The organism is Pseudomonas sp. AC070 (genome assembly GCF_979258635.1).
On the sequence record NZ_OZ409871.1, the window covers coordinates 342329 to 358287 of the forward strand.

The following is a 15959-nucleotide window of genomic DNA, read 5'->3' on the forward strand; positions in this document are numbered from 1 at the left end:
GGCGCGCCGTGGGCGCGTCTTTGCTTTATCAGTATGGAGAGCGCTATGGCTTGGAATGAGCCGGGTGGCAACTCGAATAATCAAGACCCTTGGGGTGGACGCAAGGGCGGCGGTGACCGCAAAGGTCCACCGGATCTCGACGAAGCCTTCCGCAAGCTGCAAGACAGTCTGAACGGACTGTTCGGCGGCAGTAAAAAACGTGACAGCGATAGCGGTTCCAGTGGCGGCGGTGGCGGTGGCTTTGGCCTTATCGCTGTGGTCGTTGCCGTGGTGGCGGCCATCTGGCTGTACAGCGCCGTCTATGTCGTCGACGAGCAGGAGCAAGCCGTCGTGCTGCGCTTCGGTAAGTACTACGAAACTGTCGGCCCAGGCCTCAACATCTATTTCCCTCCGATTGATCGCAAGTTCCAGGAGAACGTCACCCGCGAGCGTGCTTACAGCAAGCAAGGGCAGATGCTCACCGAAGACGAGAACATCATCGAGGTGCCGCTGACGGTTCAGTACAAGATCAGCAACCTGCAAGAGTTCGTGCTTAACGTTGACCAACCGGAAGTCAGCCTGCAGCAGGCCACCGACAGCTCGGTCCGCCACGTAGTGGGTTCCACCGCAATGGACCAGGTGCTGACTGAAGGCCGTGAACTGATGGCCAGCGAAGTCAAAGAGCGCCTGCAGCGTTTCATGGATACCTACAAAACCGGTATCACCGTTACGCAGGTGAACTTGCAGAGCGCTGCCGCGCCGCGTGAAGTTCAGGAAGCCTTCGACGACGTGATTCGTGCTCGTGAAGATGAGCAGCGTGAGAAGAATCTGGCTGAGTCGTATGCCAACGGCGTAGTGCCGGAAGCGCGTGGTCAGGCTCAACGCCTGATTGAAGACGCCAGCGGTTACCGCGATGAAGTAGTGTCCCGTGCTACGGGTGAGGCGGATCGTTTTACCAAGCTTGTAGCCGAGTACCGCAAGGCGCCGGAAGTAACTCGCGAGCGTCTCTATCTCGACACCATGCAAGAGCTGATGACCAACACCAGCAAAGTATTGGTCACCGGCGAGAAAGGGCAGAACAACCTCCTTTATCTGCCGCTCGACAAGATGATCGATAGCCGTGGCGCTGCACCTGCTCAGGGGGCTTCCAGCAATGCTGCCGCCGCTGATTTGGGCGCGCGCGTGAATGCTGATTTGCAACAGCGTGATCTGCGGACAAGGGAGACTCGCTGATGAGCAATAAAACACTGGCAGTCCTGATCGTCGCCATTGTCGCTGTGCTGGTCGGTTGGAACTGTTTCTACATCGTGGCGCAAACCGAGCGTGCGGTGATGCTGCAGTTCGGTCGCATCGTGCAAACCGACGTAGCGCCTGGCCTTCACGTGAAGATTCCGTACGTTAACCAGGTGCGCAAGTTCGATGCGCGTTTAATGACGCTGGATTCCTCCACTTCGCGTTTCCTGACCTTGGAAAAGAAAGCGCTGATGGTCGATGCCTATGCCAAATGGCGTGTGCTCGATGCTGAGCGTTTCTACACCGCTACGTCTGGGATCAAGCAGATTGCCGATGAGCGTTTGTCCCGTCGTCTGGAAGCCTCGCTGCGCGACCAGTTTGGCAAGCGCACGTTGCATGAGTCGGTGTCGGGTGAGCGGGATGCATTGATGGCTGACGTAACTGCAACGCTCAACAAGGCTGCGCAGAAAGAATTGGGTATCGAAGTGGTCGACGTTCGCGTCAAGGCAATCGACTTGCCCAAGGAAGTTAACCGCAGCGTGTTCGACCGTATGAGTTCGGAGCGTGAACGTGAAGCTCGCGAGCATCGCGCCAAAGGTAAAGAGTTGGCTGAAGGCATTCGTGCCGATGCTGATCGGCAGAAGCGTGTGATCCTGGCCGAGGCTTATCGTGAGGCGGAAGAAATGCGCGGTGATGGCGATGCGAAAGCGTCTTCCATTTACGCGAAAGCCTACGGCATGGACCAAGAGTTCTACGGTTTCTACCGCAGCCTTCGCGCGTACCGCGAGAGCTTTGCCGACAAGCGTGACGTATTGGTCCTCGATCCAAGCAGCGATTTCTTCCGTTATTTGGAGAAGTCGAAACCTTGATGTCAGTCGTTTCCGGCGGACGCTAGTCGTCCGTCGGGGTGACCCGTCAGGGAAACGTGTTATGATTGGTCAGCCGGGAAATTCCCGGCTTTTTTGCGTCTGTGGGAACCATGTGGCAGGAACTCGGCATCGCGTTGTGTTTAGTGCTGGTGCTGGAAGGCATCCTGCCGTTCCTATATCCACGAGGTTGGCGTGCGACATTCATGCAGCTTTTACAGCTGTCTGATCGTCACTTACGTCTAATCGGGCTTGCCAGCATGTTGCTGGGAACAGTCCTCCTTTACTGGCTTCATTAATGGCTGCCGCCCGCAACGAGGGGAATGGCGAAATGGCAACGGTAGACCGCTGGCTGCTGCCAGATGGCATCGAGGAAGTACTGCCGCCGGAAGCGGCGCGCATTGAGGCGGCCCGCCGCCAGGTACTGGATCTGTTCCAGCGCTGGGGCTATGAGTTCGTCGTCACTCCACACATTGAATACCTGGAATCTCTGCTCACCGGCGCGGGCCAGGATCTGGATCTGCGCACCTTCAAGGTAATCGATCCGCAAACGGGTCGGCAGATGGGCTTTCGCGCGGACATCACGCCGCAAGTGGCTCGCATCGATGCGCATACTTTGCGTCGCGAAGGTCCGAACCGCCTGTGCTACGCCGGCAGCGTGCTGCATGCTCAGCCTCGCGCGCTCACTACCTCGCGCAGCCCGATTCAACTGGGCGCAGAGCTGTACGGCGATGCCAGCCCGGCCAGCGACGTGGAAGTCATCAGCCTGCTGCTGGAAATGCTCGAGCTCGCCGCCGTTCCTGACGTGCATATCGACCTTGGTCATGTCGGCATCTACCGGGGTCTTGCCCGCGCGGCGGATCTCTCCGGTGAAGTCGAGCAGCAGTTGTTTGACGCGCTTCAGCGCAAGGCTGTCGATGAAGTGGCTTCGCTCACTGAGCACGTGCCCGCCGAATTGCAGAAAATGCTGCGTGCCCTTGCCGAGCTGTGCGGCGAGCGCGAAGTGCTGGACCTGGCTCAAGCCTGCCTGGTCGAGGCGCCTGAAGACGTGCATCTGGCGCTGGACGAGTTGATCGCCATTGCTGACACGCTTGAACGCCGCTACCCCGAAGTGCCGCTGTACTTTGACCTCGGCGAGTTGCGCGGTTACCACTATCACACCGGTGTAGTCTTCGCCGCGTTCGTTCCCGGTGTTGGTCAGTCCATCGCGCAAGGCGGCCGTTACGATGACATCGGCGCTGACTTTGGTCGCGCTCGTCCGGCCACCGGTTTTTCGACCGACCTTAAAACTCTGGTAACGCTAGGCTCCATGCAGCTCGACGAGCCAAAAGCCGGGGTGTGGGCGCCAGACAATCACGATTTGTATCTATGGAAGGCGGTTCGCCAGTTGCGCGGGCAAAACACGCGTGTCGTGCAGGCGCTGCCGGGGCAGGACGTTTCTGCCGCGCGCGAGGCAGGCTGCGATCGCCAGCTGGTGCTCGTCGATGGGCGCTGGCAAGTGGCGCCATTGGCTAATTAAAGATTTCCGTCGGCTGCGGCCGGCATCAAGCTTCGAAGAGGACAAGTGTTATGGGTAAGAATGTCGTCGTCCTGGGCACCCAATGGGGTGATGAGGGCAAAGGCAAGATCGTTGATCTGCTGACTGAACACGCGGCTGCGGTAGTTCGCTACCAGGGCGGTCACAACGCAGGTCATACCCTGGTGATCAACGGCGAAAAAACCGTCTTGCACCTGATCCCGTCGGGCGTGCTGCGTGACGGCGTTCAGTGCCTGATCGGCAACGGCGTGGTAGTTGCACCTGACGCCCTGATGCGCGAAATCATCAAGCTGGAAGAGAAGGGTGTGCCGGTGCGCGAGCGCCTGCGCATTAGCCCGGCTTGCCCGCTGATTCTGTCGTACCACGTGGCGCTGGATCAGGCCCGTGAGCGCGCCCGTGGCGAAGCCAAAATTGGCACCACCGGTCGCGGCATCGGCCCGGCTTACGAAGACAAAGTGGCCCGTCGTGGTCTGCGCGTAGGTGACCTGTTCCACCGCGAGCGTTTTGCAGCCAAGCTCGGCGAGTTGCTGGATTACCACAACTTCGTGCTGGTGAATTACTACAAAGAGCCGGCCATCGACTTCCAGAAAACCCTGGATGAGTGCATGGAATACGCCGAGCTACTGAAGCCGATGATGGCTGACGTGACCTCCGTGTTGCACGACCTGCGCCGCGACGGCAAAGACATCATGTTTGAAGGCGCCCAGGGTTCGTTGCTCGACATCGACCACGGCACCTACCCGTACGTGACCAGCTCCAACACCACGGCGGGCGGCATCGCTACCGGTTCGGGCTTTGGTCCGATGTACCTCGATTACATCCTTGGTATCACCAAGGCCTACACCACGCGCGTTGGCTCGGGTCCGTTCCCGACTGAGCTGTTCGACGACGTCGGTGCGTTCCTCGCCAAGCGTGGCCACGAATTCGGCGCCACCACCGGCCGTGCTCGCCGTTGCGGCTGGTTTGACGCCGTGATCCTGCGTCGCGCTATCGAAATCAACAGCATCTCGGGCCTGTGCCTGACCAAGCTGGACGTGCTTGACGGTCTGGAAACCATCCGCATCTGCGTGGGCTACAAAAACGAAAACGGCGCGGTCATCGACGCCCCAACTGACGCTGACAGCTACATCGGCCTGGAGCCGGTGTACGAAGAAGTGCCGGGCTGGAGTGAGTCGACACTGGGCGCCAAGAGCCTGGATGAGCTGCCGGCCAATGCTCGCGCCTACATCAAGCGTGTGGAAGAGTTGGTCGGCGCGCCGATCGACATCATCTCCACCGGCCCGGACCGCAACGAAACCATCGTATTGCGTCATCCGTTCGCGTAAGGGCTAGCGCCGTCGCTTACGACGGTTAACGAAAAGGGTCGCCAATTGGCGGCCCTTTTTCGTTTCTAAGCGTCTGGTCAGGTGTGGCGGCATGGCACTTGCTGTGCTCAAGTTATCCCAGCAGTTGCCGTCACATCAGGTGACGGATATTGGAGGTTTGTCGTGTCAGCCATTGTTTCTCTCTTGCGTAGCCGCTTGCTGCGCCCGGTCTTCATTGCACTCGGAATTGCACTGCTGGTGCAGGTCCTGGTGGCCGTTGCACTAACTCGGAGCACGGTTGGTGCGCTGGAGGTCGACCTGGGCGCGCGTCTGGGTTCTGACACCCAGCGGCTCGAGTCCGAATTGGAGGAGGCGGGGCGCGAACTGTCTTCGGGCCTGGGCACCTTATCGACACGCACCCGCGAGCGCCTCGCCGCCGGCCTTTCTTCGCGCTTAAAGGAAGAGCAAGCGCAGATGCGCGCCACGCTCGAACAGAACCTCAAAGATTCGGCCAACGACATGGCGCAGCTGTTGGCGGCGGTGGCGCCGCGTGCGATGTGGGATAACGACGGTCCCGCGCTTTCCGAATTTGCCCGGCGTGCGCAACGCAACCCGAACGTGCTGTTCGTGGTGTATGACGATGCGCAAGGGCAGCATCTGACCCGCTACCTAAACCGCGAAAATCCGCTGATCAAAGCGCTGATGGATAAAGGCGAAGGTGAGCGGGCATTGGACAAAGTGCTCAACGCGGCGCGTAACGATAAATCCGTTTACCTCATCGAAGCGCCCATCAGCCCTAACGGCGTGGAAATCGGCAAGGTGCTCATGGGCGTTTCCACGGCCTCGGTTGAGCAGCAGTTGGTCGCGCTCGACAAACGTTTCTCCGCGCTGATTGCCAGTGGCGATCAGTTGGTCGCCGACAGCCTGTCGGGCGCTGCTACTGAAAGTACCGCCGCTCTGACGGCGCGATTGAAAGCGGCACAAACCGAAACGGCCGGCATGGCCGACGGCGCTCGTACCTCCGTTCAGGAATCCGCTGCCACATTGAAATGGCGCATCGGTTTGGGCTTGGTGCTGGTGGGCCTTTGCGTGTTGCTGACGCTGGCGATCGTGCTGGGGCGGCGGGTGGTGAGCAAGCTGCACTTGCAGATTGCTGCGCTGAACGATTTGGCAGCGGGCGAGGGCGATTTGACCCGTCGCATCGAAGTCACCAGCCGCGACGAGATTGGCGACATGGCCATCGCTGTGAATCGCTTTGTCGAGAAATTGCAGCCCATCGTGCGTGAGGCGGGCGAGGTCGCGGTCAGCACTGGCGTCGAAATCAAAGGCCTGGCCACTCGCAGCGTTGCGGCCGAAGCGGCTGCTGAACGTCAGCGTGATGAAGTGGCGGGCAGTCTCGAGGCGTTGGCGGTGATGGCTGGCGATGCGCAGGCTGAAAGTCGCGCTATGCAGGCGGCGTTGCAGCGCGTGGTGTCGATTCGTCAGGACGCCAACGAGAACGCCGTAATCGCCACGAAAGTCGGCGCCTTGATTGAGGAGCTGGTGTCGCGCGTTGATGCCGGGTCGGCGGTGATCGAGCGACTGGCGCGTCAGAGCGAACAAATCGAAATGGTGCTGACCGTTATCCACGGCATCGCCGAGCAAACCAACCTGCTGGCGCTCAACGCGGCCATCGAGGCGGCGCGAGCGGGCGAGACCGGTCGCGGCTTCGCTGTGGTGGCGGACGAGGTGCGTGCGCTGGCCAGCAAGACGCAGCAGTCCACGGGCGATATCCAGTCGCACATCACCGCTCTTCAGCAAGGTGCACGTGAGGCGGTGTCGGTGATCGGCCGCGCCGGTCAGCAGGCTAATGAAGGCTTGGCAGCGCTGCGTGACAGCGAGCGGTTGCAGTTGTCGGTGCAGGCGGCGGTGGATGACGTTCACGCCGCAATAAAGGCGGCCACGCAGGCGGCCGCGCATCAAGCCGAAGGTGCCGATGCAGTTCGGGGTCGCGTGGAAGTTATTCACGCAGAGGCGCAGCGCGCCGCCGAAGCGGGTGCGGCGACAGCGGCGAGCGGTCGTGTGCTGGACGGGTTGGCGTCGCGGCTTAAATCCAGCTTGGGTCAGTTCCGCGTTTAACGGCGCGTTCGTTGAGGAGGCCGGGCATTCCCGGCTTCGTTAATGGCCGCCGCTGGCCAAAATCCAGACACAAAAAAACCGGCCTAAGCCGGTCTTTTTGTTGCTGAGGTTGGTAGTACCTCAGTCTAAATTGGTGCCCAGGAGAAGACTCGAACTTCCACGATGTTGCCATCGCTAGGACCTGAACCTAGTGCGTCTACCAATTCCGCCACCTGGGCGTTGAGTTCGTTGATTGCTCAAGTACTTTCAACTACAACAACGTTTGCCGTCGTTGTGGGCGCGAAATATACGGACCAGTTTGAAGGTTGTAAACCCCTGATGTGAAAAAAAACTTTATTCGTTCACGTGAGCAGACCAAGATAGCGTTTTCGCGCTTCAATAGGCGCAAGACACTTACTTCTCTATATAGATAAGGCGAACCCTCTCTAATGGCCGATTGGCAATCCCTCGATCCCGAGGCCGCCCGTGAAGCGGAAAAATACGAAAACCCTATCCCAAGTCGTGAGCTGATTCTTCAGCATCTGGCGGATCGCGGTTCGCCAGCCAACCGCGAGCAGTTGGTAGAAGAGTTCGGCCTCACCACTGAAGAACAACTCGAAGCCTTGCGCCGTCGCCTGCGGGCCATGGAGCGTGACGGCCAGTTGATCTACACCCGTCGTGGCACCTACGCGCCGGTCGATAAACTCGACCTGATCCTCGGTCGCATCAGCGGCCACCGCGATGGCTTCGGTTTCCTCATTCCGGATGACGGCAGTGATGACCTTTTCCTGAGCCCTGCTCAGATGCGTCTGGTCTTCGATGGCGACCGTGCCTTGGCGCGCGTTACCGGCCTCGACCGTCGTGGTCGCCGTGAAGGTGCGGTTGTGGAAGTGATTTCCCGTGCCCACGAAACCATCGTCGGCCGCTATTACGAAGAAAGCGGCATCGGCTTTGTCGTCGCAGACAATCCGAAAATCCAGCAGGAAGTGCTGGTCACGCCGGGTCGTAACGCGAGCGCCAAACAAGGCCAGTTCGTTGAGGTGAAAATCACCCATTGGCCAACGCCGCGCTTCCAGCCTCAGGGCGACGTGGTTGAAGTGGTCGGCAACTATATGGCGCCGGGCATGGAAATCGACGTGGCGCTGCGCAGCTACGACATTCCCCACGTATGGCCTGAAGCGGTGCTCAAAGAAGCCGCCAAGCTCAAGCCGGAAGTGGAAGAGAAAGACAAAGAAAAACGCATCGACCTGCGCCACCTTCCGTTCGTGACCATCGATGGCGAAGACGCTCGCGATTTCGACGACGCGGTGTATTGCGAGAAAAACGGCAGCAATTGGCGCCTGTTCTCCGGCGGCTGGAAGCTGTACGTCGCCATCGCCGACGTTTCTCACTACGTGAAAATCGGCTCGGCGCTGGACGACGAATCGCAAGTGCGCGGCAACTCGGTGTACTTCCCCGAGCGCGTAATCCCGATGCTGCCGGAAGAGCTGTCGAACGGCCTTTGCTCGTTGAACCCCAAGGTCGACCGCTTGGCGATGGTTTGCGAGATGAGCATCTCCAAGACCGGCAAGATGACCGACTACCAGTTCTACGAAGCGGTCATCCACTCCCACGCGCGCCTGACCTACAACAAAGTCAGCGCCATTCTCGAAACGCCGAAAAGTGCCGAAGCGAAAGCCTTGCGCACCGAGTACGCCGACGTGGTGCCGCACCTCAAACAGCTGTATTCGTTGTATCAGGTACTGTTGGCGGCCCGCCATGAGCGCGGCGCCATCGATTTCGAGACCCAGGAAACTCGCATCATTTTCGGCTCTGGCCGCAAGATCGCCGAGATCCGTCCTACGACTCGTAACGACGCTCACAAGCTGATCGAGGAATGCATGCTGGCCGCCAACGTGGCCACCGCCGAATTCCTCAAAAAGCACGAGATTCCTGCGCTCTATCGCGTGCACGATGGTCCGCCGCCGGAGCGTTTGGAGAAGCTCAAAGCATTCCTCGGTGAGTTGGGCTTGTCGCTGCAACGCGGAAAGTCCAAAGAAGGCCCGTCGCCTAAGGATTATCAGGCGTTGCTTGAAGGCATTCGGGAGCGGCCGGATTACCACCTGATTCAAACCGTCATGCTGCGCTCGCTGAGTCAGGCGGTTTACAGCGCCGATAACCAGGGCCACTTCGGCCTAAATTACGAGGCGTACACGCACTTCACTTCGCCGATTCGTCGTTACCCGGACTTGCTCACGCACCGCGCCATCCGCAGCGTCATTCGCTCGAAGATGGACACGCCGCACGTTAAGCGTGCCGGCGCGATGATGATTCCGAAAGCGCGCATTTACCCGTACGACGAACCCGCGCTCGAGCAACTGGGCGAGCAGTGCTCATTGTCCGAGCGCCGCGCCGACGAAGCCACCCGCGACGTGGTGAACTGGCTCAAGTGCGAGTTTATGAAAGACCGCGTGGGCGAAAGCTTCCCGGGCGTTATCACGGCTGTGACGGGGTTCGGCTTGTTTGTTGAGCTCAAAGACATTTATGTCGAAGGGCTGGTGCACGTCACCGCGTTGCCGGGTGACTACTACCATTTCGATCCGGTTCACCACCGTCTGGCGGGCGAGCGCACTGGCCGCAGCTTCCGTCTCGGCGACAGCATCGACGTCAAAGTCATGCGCGTTGATCTGGACGAACGCAAAATCGACTTTGAGCTGGCGCAAGCCACTATCGATGCGCCAATCGGCCGTAAGGGCCGCACCTCGGCCGCGACCAAAGGCGGTGCGCGCGAGCGTGCTGAGAAGGCGAACGCAGCACCTACTTCCGGCAGCGCTGACGTCAAGCGCAGCCGCGAAGTGAAAAGCGCGTTGCTCGCTGAAGCGAAAAGTAAAGGCAAGGCCAGCACCGCTGGCAAAAGTGCCAAGCCCAGCACGCATCGCAAAGGCCCGCCAAAGGCTGGCGCTGCAGCACCGAGCAAAAGCGGCGGCGCTCGCAAGCCAAAGGGTAAAGCATGAGTCAGTTGGAGAAAATCTACGGCGTGCACGCCGTAGAAGCCTTGCTGCGTCACCATCCCAAGCGCGTCAAACAGATCTGGCTCGCTGAAGGGCGCAATGATCCGCGCGTCCAGGTATTGCTGGAATTGGCGGCTCAATCGCGCGTAGCGGTCGGGCAAGCCGAGCGCCGCGAAATGGACGCCTGGGTTGAAGGCGTGCATCAGGGCGTGGTTGCGGAAGTGAGCCCTAGTCAGGTGTGGGGCGAGGCGATGCTCGACGAGTTGCTCGATCGCAGCGAAGGCCATCCGCTGTTGCTCGTGCTTGATGGCGTAACCGACCCGCACAACCTCGGTGCCTGCCTGCGCACCGCCGATGCTGCTGGCGCGCTGGCGGTGATCGTGCCGAAGGATAAATCCGCGACGCTGAACCCGACCGTGCGCAAAGTGGCGTGCGGCGCGGCGGAAGTCATTCCGCTGGTGGCGGTCACCAACCTGGCTCGCACGTTAGAAAAACTCCAGCAGCGCGGATTGTGGGTGGTTGGCACTGCAGGCGAGGCCGAGCAAGAGTTGTACGACCAGGACCTGACCGGACCGACCATTCTGATCATGGGCGCCGAAGGCAAAGGCATGCGTCGCTTAACCCGCGAGCACTGCGATTACCTGGTGCGTTTGCCCATGGCGGGCAGCGTTAGCAGCCTCAACGTCTCGGTGGCAACAGGCGTCTGCCTGTTCGAAGCCATGCGCCAGCGCGGCGTGAAGGCCAAGGCTGGAAATTAGTGCTGCACCGCCTGTGGGAGCGGCGTTAGCCGCGATGCTTTTGGATAAAAGGCATCGCGGCTGAAGACGCTCCCACAGGTTTCTCCGCCTTCTTGGCAACTGTTCAAATATTCACCAATTGCCTTGCGCCTCCCAGCCCCCTTCTCTACAATTGCGCCCCTTGCCGTGACGGCAGGCGCATACGTGCCCTTTTGTCTGGTGAGCTAACAGTGTCATTCACTCCTTGTCTGACCGCGCTAAGCGGCAGGCTACAACCCGTAAGGAGCATTTATGCGTCATTACGAAATCATCTTTCTGGTTCACCCGGACCAGAGCGAGCAAGTCGGCGGCATGGTTGAGCGTTACACCAAGCTGATCGAAGAAGACGGCGGCAAAATTCACCGCCTGGAAGACTGGGGCCGTCGTCAACTGGCCTATGCAATCAACAATGTTCACAAGGCTCACTACGTGATGCTGAACGTTGAATGCACCGGCAAAGCCCTGGCTGAGCTGGAAGACAACTTCCGCTACAACGATGCCGTGATCCGTAACCTTGTCATCCGTCGCGACGAAGCCGTAACTGGCCAGTCCGAGATGCTCAAGGCTGAAGAAAACCGCAGCGAGCGCCGCGAGCGTCGTGACCGTCCTGAAGCCGATTCCATCGATGGCGACAACGATGACAACGACAACAGCGACAGCGATAACGCTGACGAGTAATCCACGGATCTATTGAGGAGCCAATCTCATGGCACGTTTCTTCCGTCGTCGTAAATTCTGCCGTTTCACCGCTGAAGACGTGAAGGAGATCGATTACAAAGATCTCAACACGCTGAAAGCCTACGTTTCTGAAACCGGCAAAATCGTTCCAAGCCGTATCACCGGTACCAAGGCTCGTTATCAGCGTCAGCTGGCCACCGCTATCAAGCGCGCCCGCTTCCTGGCCCTGCTCGCCTACACCGACAGCCACGGCCGCTGAGACCGGAAGGTCGATACGTAGTAAGGGATAAATCGCATGCGCGCAGTTGCTGAGTTCATCATGCGCGGTCGCATGCAAGCCACTCTTGTGGTGGTGGGTAGTGCGGCATTGCCGCTGCTGTTCTGGTTAAGTGCTGCTGCAGGTTGCCTTGTGCTCCTGCGGCGTGGTTTGAAGGACGCTGCTGGCGTTCTGGTTTGGGCTCTGCTGCCGGCGTTGGTCTGGTGGTACTTCGGCGAACCGCGCACCTTGTTGGTGTTGCTGGGCGCTCTGGGGCTAGCGTTGGTGTTGCGCGCTGGTGGGTCATGGAACCGGGTGCTGTTGTGTAGCGTGGCTTTGGGCCTGGTGTACGGTTTGGTATTGGGTTCGCAGTACCGTGAATTTCTCGAAGCGGTAGCGGCGGAGTTGCAAAAACTCCTGCCGCAGGCCCTCGGGGAACTCCACCAGCAATTGCCGGTGGAAGAACGGGCTCGACTGGATGCCTTGCTAGTGCCGGTGCTGACTGGATTGCTGGCGTCTGTGCTGCAAATCGTCAGTCTGCTATGCCTGATTCTTGGGCGTTATTGGCAGGCTGCGTTGTACAACCCTGGTGGTTTCGGGCTCGAATTTCGGGCGTTGCGACTGCCGCCAGCGTTAGCGATGGGGCTGTTGGTGTGCATGCTGCTAGGTCCGAATATCGGACCGCAATTGGCCATGCTTACGCCGCTGTGCAGCGTACCGCTGGCGTTTGCAGGATTGGCCTTGTTGCATGGGCTGGTGTTTGTAGGGCGACTGGGCAAGTTCTGGCTAGTCGGGATGTACATAGGCCTGTTGCTCTTTATGCAGCTGATTTATCCGTTACTGGTGGCCTTGGCCATTGTCGACAGTCTGATTGATTTTCGCGGACGCCACGCACGCAACGGTGCCGGCCCCGCGAACGGTGAAGGTTAAAAGTTAAGAGGTAAGACCCAAATGGAAGTCATCCTGCTGGAAAAAATCGCCAATCTGGGCAACCTGGGCGACAAAGTGAATGTTAAGGCTGGTTACGGCCGTAACTTCCTGCTGCCGCAAGGCAAAGCAACTGCCGCTACCGCTGCGAACGTTGCTGCGTTCGAAGAGCGTCGTGCAGAGCTGGAAAAACTGGCTGCCGAGAAGAAAGCTTCGGCTGAGGCTCGTGCTGCTCAACTGGCTGAGCTGGAAGTGACCATCACTGCCACCGCTGGTGATGAAGGCAAGCTGTTCGGTTCCATCGGTACTCACGACATCGCCGACGCCCTGACCGCCTCTGGCGTGGAAGTGGCTAAATCGGAAGTGCGTCTGCCGAACGGTACCATCCGTCACGTGGGCGAATTCGACGTAGCAGTGCACCTGCACTCCGACGTTGAAGCAACTGTCCGCGTTGTCGTGGTAGCTGCTTAAGTAACGCCGATCGCCCCGCACCTCTGGTGTGAGCGGTTTACATCGGGCACGATCTGCACTCGCAGATCGTGCCCTTTGTCTTTCTGTCTTCCCTGTTTTGCATTCCTGATTCCGTGTGGCCATGAACGATATTTCCGATCCCGAACAGTTCGACCTGCAAACCGCTGCGCTAAAGGTCCCGCCCCATTCCATCGAGGCCGAACAGGCCGTGCTCGGTGGTTTGATGCTCGACAACAACGCTTGGGAGCGGGTGCTGGACCAGGTTTCGGACGGTGACTTCTATCGCCATGACCACCGCCTGATCTTCCGCGCCATCGCCAAGCTGGCCGACCAAAACTCGCCGTTCGACGTCGTTACGCTCTCCGAGCAGCTCGATAAAGAAGGCCAGACCTCGCAAACCGGTGGTCTGGCTTACCTCGGCGAGCTGGCGAAAAACACCCCGTCGGTGGCCAACATCAAGGCCTATGCGCAGATTGTTCGTGAGCGCGCCACGTTGCGCCAGTTGATCGGCATCAGCACCGAAATTGCCGACAGCGCCTTCAACCCGCAAGGCCGGCAAGCTGCCGAAATTCTCGATGAAGCGGAACGGCAGATTTTCCAGATCGCCGAGGCCCGGCCGAAAACCGGTGGCCCGGTGGGCGTGAACGCGCTGCTGACCAAAGCCATCGACCGCATCGACGAGCTGTTCAATACCGGCGAAGGCATCACTGGTCTGTCCACCGGCTTTACCGACCTCGACGACAAAACCAGCGGCCTGCAGCCCTCGGACCTGATCATCGTGGCGGGTCGTCCGTCGATGGGTAAAACCACCTTCGCCATGAACCTGGTGGAAAACGCCGTACTGCGCAGCGACAAGGTGATTCTGGTGTACTCGCTCGAGATGCCAGGCGAATCGCTGATGATGCGTATGCTGTCCTCCCTCGGCCGTATCGACCAGACTAAAGTGCGTTCCGGTCAGCTCGACGATGACGACTGGCCGCGGCTGACCTCGGCGGTCAACCTGCTCAACGACCGCAAGCTTTTCATCGACGACACCGCCGGCATCAGCCCTTCGGAAATGCGTGCGCGAACCCGTCGTCTGGTGCGTGAACACGGCGACGTCGGCCTGATCATGATCGACTACCTGCAACTCATGCAGATTCCAGGCTCCAGCGGCGACAACCGGACCAACGAGATCTCGGAAATTTCCCGTTCCTTGAAGGCCCTGGCCAAGGAATTTAACTGCCCCGTGGTCGCGCTGTCGCAGCTCAACCGCTCCCTGGAACAGCGCCCCAACAAGCGCCCAGTGAACTCCGACTTGCGTGAATCCGGCGCCATCGAGCAGGACGCCGACGTGATCATGTTCGTGTACCGGGACGAGGTCTATCACCCCGAAACCGAACACAAAGGCGTGGCCGAAATCATCATCGGCAAGCAGCGGAACGGTCCGATTGGTTTTATTCGGTTGGCGTTCTTGGGCAAATACACAAGATTCGAAAACCTGGCACCGGGTAGCTACAACTTCGACGACGACGAGTAATTCCGGCCCAGATCGGCGGGAACGACGTCTATGCTGCGTCGCGCGGTGCTCGCGTCCTCATGGGCTCCAGCCCACTCCGGGCGCTTTGCTCCGGGCTCCTTGCCAGAACGCCGCTCGCTACGGTCTCGCCAAAATCGCGTCAAAAGCAGTAGGTTGGGTTGAGCACAGCGAAGCCCAAAATTCACCGAACCCAACCCTACGCCTTGTAACGCGGCGCCATAAAATCGGCGTCCACATACGGCGCCAAGTAATCCTCAAGCCGCTGCCCGTCGCTGCATTCAAAGTGTTGGTCGGTATCGGTCAGCGTATCCAGCCGATCCACGCGGAAATTACGAAAGTCGCCGCGCAGTTCGCACCAGCTGCAGAGCGTCCAGGTCTGCCCCCAGAAGAACAGCCCCAAGGGCCAAATGCAGCGTTCGCTGCTCTGGCCTTTTTCGTCTTTGTAGCTCAGTTGCAGCTTACGTTGCTGGCGGATGGCGAGGCGCAGTTGGCCGAGCCAATGCACGGGGTACAGGTTGGTTTCGGGGGCGAACAGGTTGTGGCGATTGAGTTCGCTGCGCAGGTCGCCCGGCAGCACGCTGTGGATTTTTGCCAGTGCCGATTCCGCCGCCCGTTGCAGGGCCGGGTCGGCCCAGGCTTTGACCATTTTTGCGCCGATCATCAGCGCTTCGATCTCCTCGCGCTCGAACATCAGCGGCGGCAAATCCATGGGTTGGCGCAGCACATAGCCAACGCCCGCCTCGCCCTCCAGCGGCACGCCGGAGAGCGACAAATCTTGTATGTCGCGGTAGATGGTGCGCACCGACACCTGCAGCCGTTCGGCCAGCCACTGCGCCGTGGTCAGGCGGCGGCTGCGTAAAAACTGCACGATCTGGAAGAGGCGGTCGGCGCGTCTCATGGCTGGTCTCGGTGGTTGGCCATCGCGGCCGAAGCCGCGATGTTTTAAACGTCAGGACACGCTGTGCAGCCCAACGCTATTGCCTTCACTGTCTTTAATCAAGGCAATGAAACCGTGCGGCGCGATCTCGGTGCGGGGCTGCAGGATGACGCCGCCGGCGTTCGGAACACGGTCCAGCACGGCGTCGAGTTGGCCTTCCACATTGAGGTAAACGCGCGTGCCGCCGGTGCCCGGATGCATGCCTGCCATCGCACACACGCAGCCGCCGACGCCTCCATTTTCTTCGCCGGGGAAAATGCCCATGCGCGACATCGGCCCATCGACAATCGGCATCTCGATATCCAGCGCGCGCTGGTAGAAGGTGTGGGCACGGTCGAAGTCGCTGACGTAGAGTTCAAACCAGTTCACGGCGTTCATGGCATTCATTC

General features: G+C 59.7%; 15 protein-coding genes and 1 tRNA gene. 13 read left to right on the forward strand and 3 right to left on the reverse strand.

The annotated features are described in order from the left end of the window. Positions 1 to 45 precede the first annotated feature (45 nt). From hflK to ACZZ0Q_RS01465, 6 genes are all read left to right on the forward strand, one after another. Complete coding sequence (gene hflK, locus ACZZ0Q_RS01440) at positions 46 to 1212, forward strand: FtsH protease activity modulator HflK (protein WP_122491951.1); 1167 nt, start codon at positions 46 to 48, stop codon at positions 1210 to 1212. Then, complete coding sequence (gene hflC, locus ACZZ0Q_RS01445) at positions 1212 to 2081, forward strand: protease modulator HflC (protein ID WP_463540338.1); 870 nt, start codon at positions 1212 to 1214, stop codon at positions 2079 to 2081. Before hflK ends, hflC begins: the two co-directional genes overlap by 1 nt. 110 nt (positions 2082 to 2191) lie before the next feature. After that, a complete protein-coding gene (locus ACZZ0Q_RS01450; RefSeq protein ID WP_463542256.1) occupies positions 2192 to 2377 on the forward strand; it encodes a DUF2065 domain-containing protein in 186 nt (61 codons plus the stop codon). Positions 2378 to 2409: 32 nt separating this feature from the next. Then, positions 2410 to 3597, forward strand: coding sequence for an ATP phosphoribosyltransferase regulatory subunit (locus ACZZ0Q_RS01455; RefSeq protein ID WP_463540337.1), 1188 nt, complete (start codon positions 2410 to 2412; stop codon positions 3595 to 3597). A gap of 50 nt (positions 3598 to 3647) precedes the next feature. Further along, positions 3648 to 4940, forward strand: coding sequence for an adenylosuccinate synthase (locus ACZZ0Q_RS01460; RefSeq protein ID WP_122451577.1), 1293 nt, complete (start codon positions 3648 to 3650; stop codon positions 4938 to 4940). A 162-nt stretch (positions 4941 to 5102) separates the two neighbouring features. Further along, the gene (locus tag ACZZ0Q_RS01465; RefSeq protein WP_463540336.1) at positions 5103 to 7037 is read left to right on the forward strand and encodes a methyl-accepting chemotaxis protein; all 1935 of its coding nucleotides are present in this window, start codon (positions 5103 to 5105) and stop codon (positions 7035 to 7037) included. Positions 7038 to 7168: 131 nt separating this feature from the next. Here the strand turns inward: ACZZ0Q_RS01465 and ACZZ0Q_RS01470 are convergent. Beyond that, positions 7169 to 7255: transfer RNA gene (locus ACZZ0Q_RS01470), tRNA-Leu, on the reverse strand. A gap of 210 nt (positions 7256 to 7465) precedes the next feature. On the opposite strand from ACZZ0Q_RS01470, the gene rnr reads away from it, so the two are divergent. From rnr to dnaB, 7 genes are all read left to right on the forward strand, one after another. After that, positions 7466 to 10009, forward strand: a complete 2544-nt coding sequence (gene rnr / locus ACZZ0Q_RS01475; protein ID WP_463540335.1) for a ribonuclease R — start codon at positions 7466 to 7468, stop codon at positions 10007 to 10009. Beyond that, the gene (gene rlmB, locus ACZZ0Q_RS01480; protein WP_463540334.1) at positions 10006 to 10764 is read left to right on the forward strand and encodes a 23S rRNA (guanosine(2251)-2'-O)-methyltransferase RlmB; all 759 of its coding nucleotides are present in this window, start codon (positions 10006 to 10008) and stop codon (positions 10762 to 10764) included. The genes rnr and rlmB overlap by 4 nt, the downstream gene beginning before the upstream one ends. Before the next feature lie 270 nt (positions 10765 to 11034). Then, positions 11035 to 11460, forward strand: coding sequence for a 30S ribosomal protein S6 (gene rpsF / locus ACZZ0Q_RS01485; RefSeq protein WP_122451573.1), 426 nt, complete (start codon positions 11035 to 11037; stop codon positions 11458 to 11460). 28 nt (positions 11461 to 11488) lie between these two features. Then, entirely contained in the window at positions 11489 to 11719 is a 231-nt protein-coding gene (rpsR, locus tag ACZZ0Q_RS01490; protein WP_002551829.1) for a 30S ribosomal protein S18, read from the forward strand. Positions 11720 to 11755: 36 nt separating this feature from the next. Beyond that, positions 11756 to 12646 (forward strand): hypothetical protein, encoded by an 891-nt coding sequence (locus ACZZ0Q_RS01495; protein ID WP_463540333.1) that lies wholly within the window; start codon positions 11756 to 11758, stop codon positions 12644 to 12646. Between the two features lie 21 nt (positions 12647 to 12667). Further along, positions 12668 to 13114: a 50S ribosomal protein L9 gene (gene rplI, locus ACZZ0Q_RS01500; RefSeq protein WP_122451571.1), complete on the forward strand. Its 447-nt coding sequence runs from the start codon at positions 12668 to 12670 to the stop codon at positions 13112 to 13114. A 121-nt stretch (positions 13115 to 13235) separates the two neighbouring features. Continuing rightward, complete coding sequence (gene dnaB, locus ACZZ0Q_RS01505) at positions 13236 to 14633, forward strand: replicative DNA helicase (RefSeq protein ID WP_122451570.1); 1398 nt, start codon at positions 13236 to 13238, stop codon at positions 14631 to 14633. Between the two features lie 196 nt (positions 14634 to 14829). On the opposite strand, the gene ACZZ0Q_RS01510 is transcribed toward dnaB, so the two are convergent. Continuing rightward, positions 14830 to 15531 (reverse strand): helix-turn-helix transcriptional regulator, encoded by a 702-nt coding sequence (locus tag ACZZ0Q_RS01510; RefSeq protein ID WP_122451569.1) that lies wholly within the window; start codon positions 15529 to 15531, stop codon positions 14830 to 14832. Between the two features lie 51 nt (positions 15532 to 15582). Next, entirely contained in the window at positions 15583 to 15948 is a 366-nt protein-coding gene (locus ACZZ0Q_RS01515) for a VOC family protein (RefSeq protein ID WP_122451568.1), read from the reverse strand. Between the last annotated feature and the right edge of the window lie 11 nt (positions 15949 to 15959).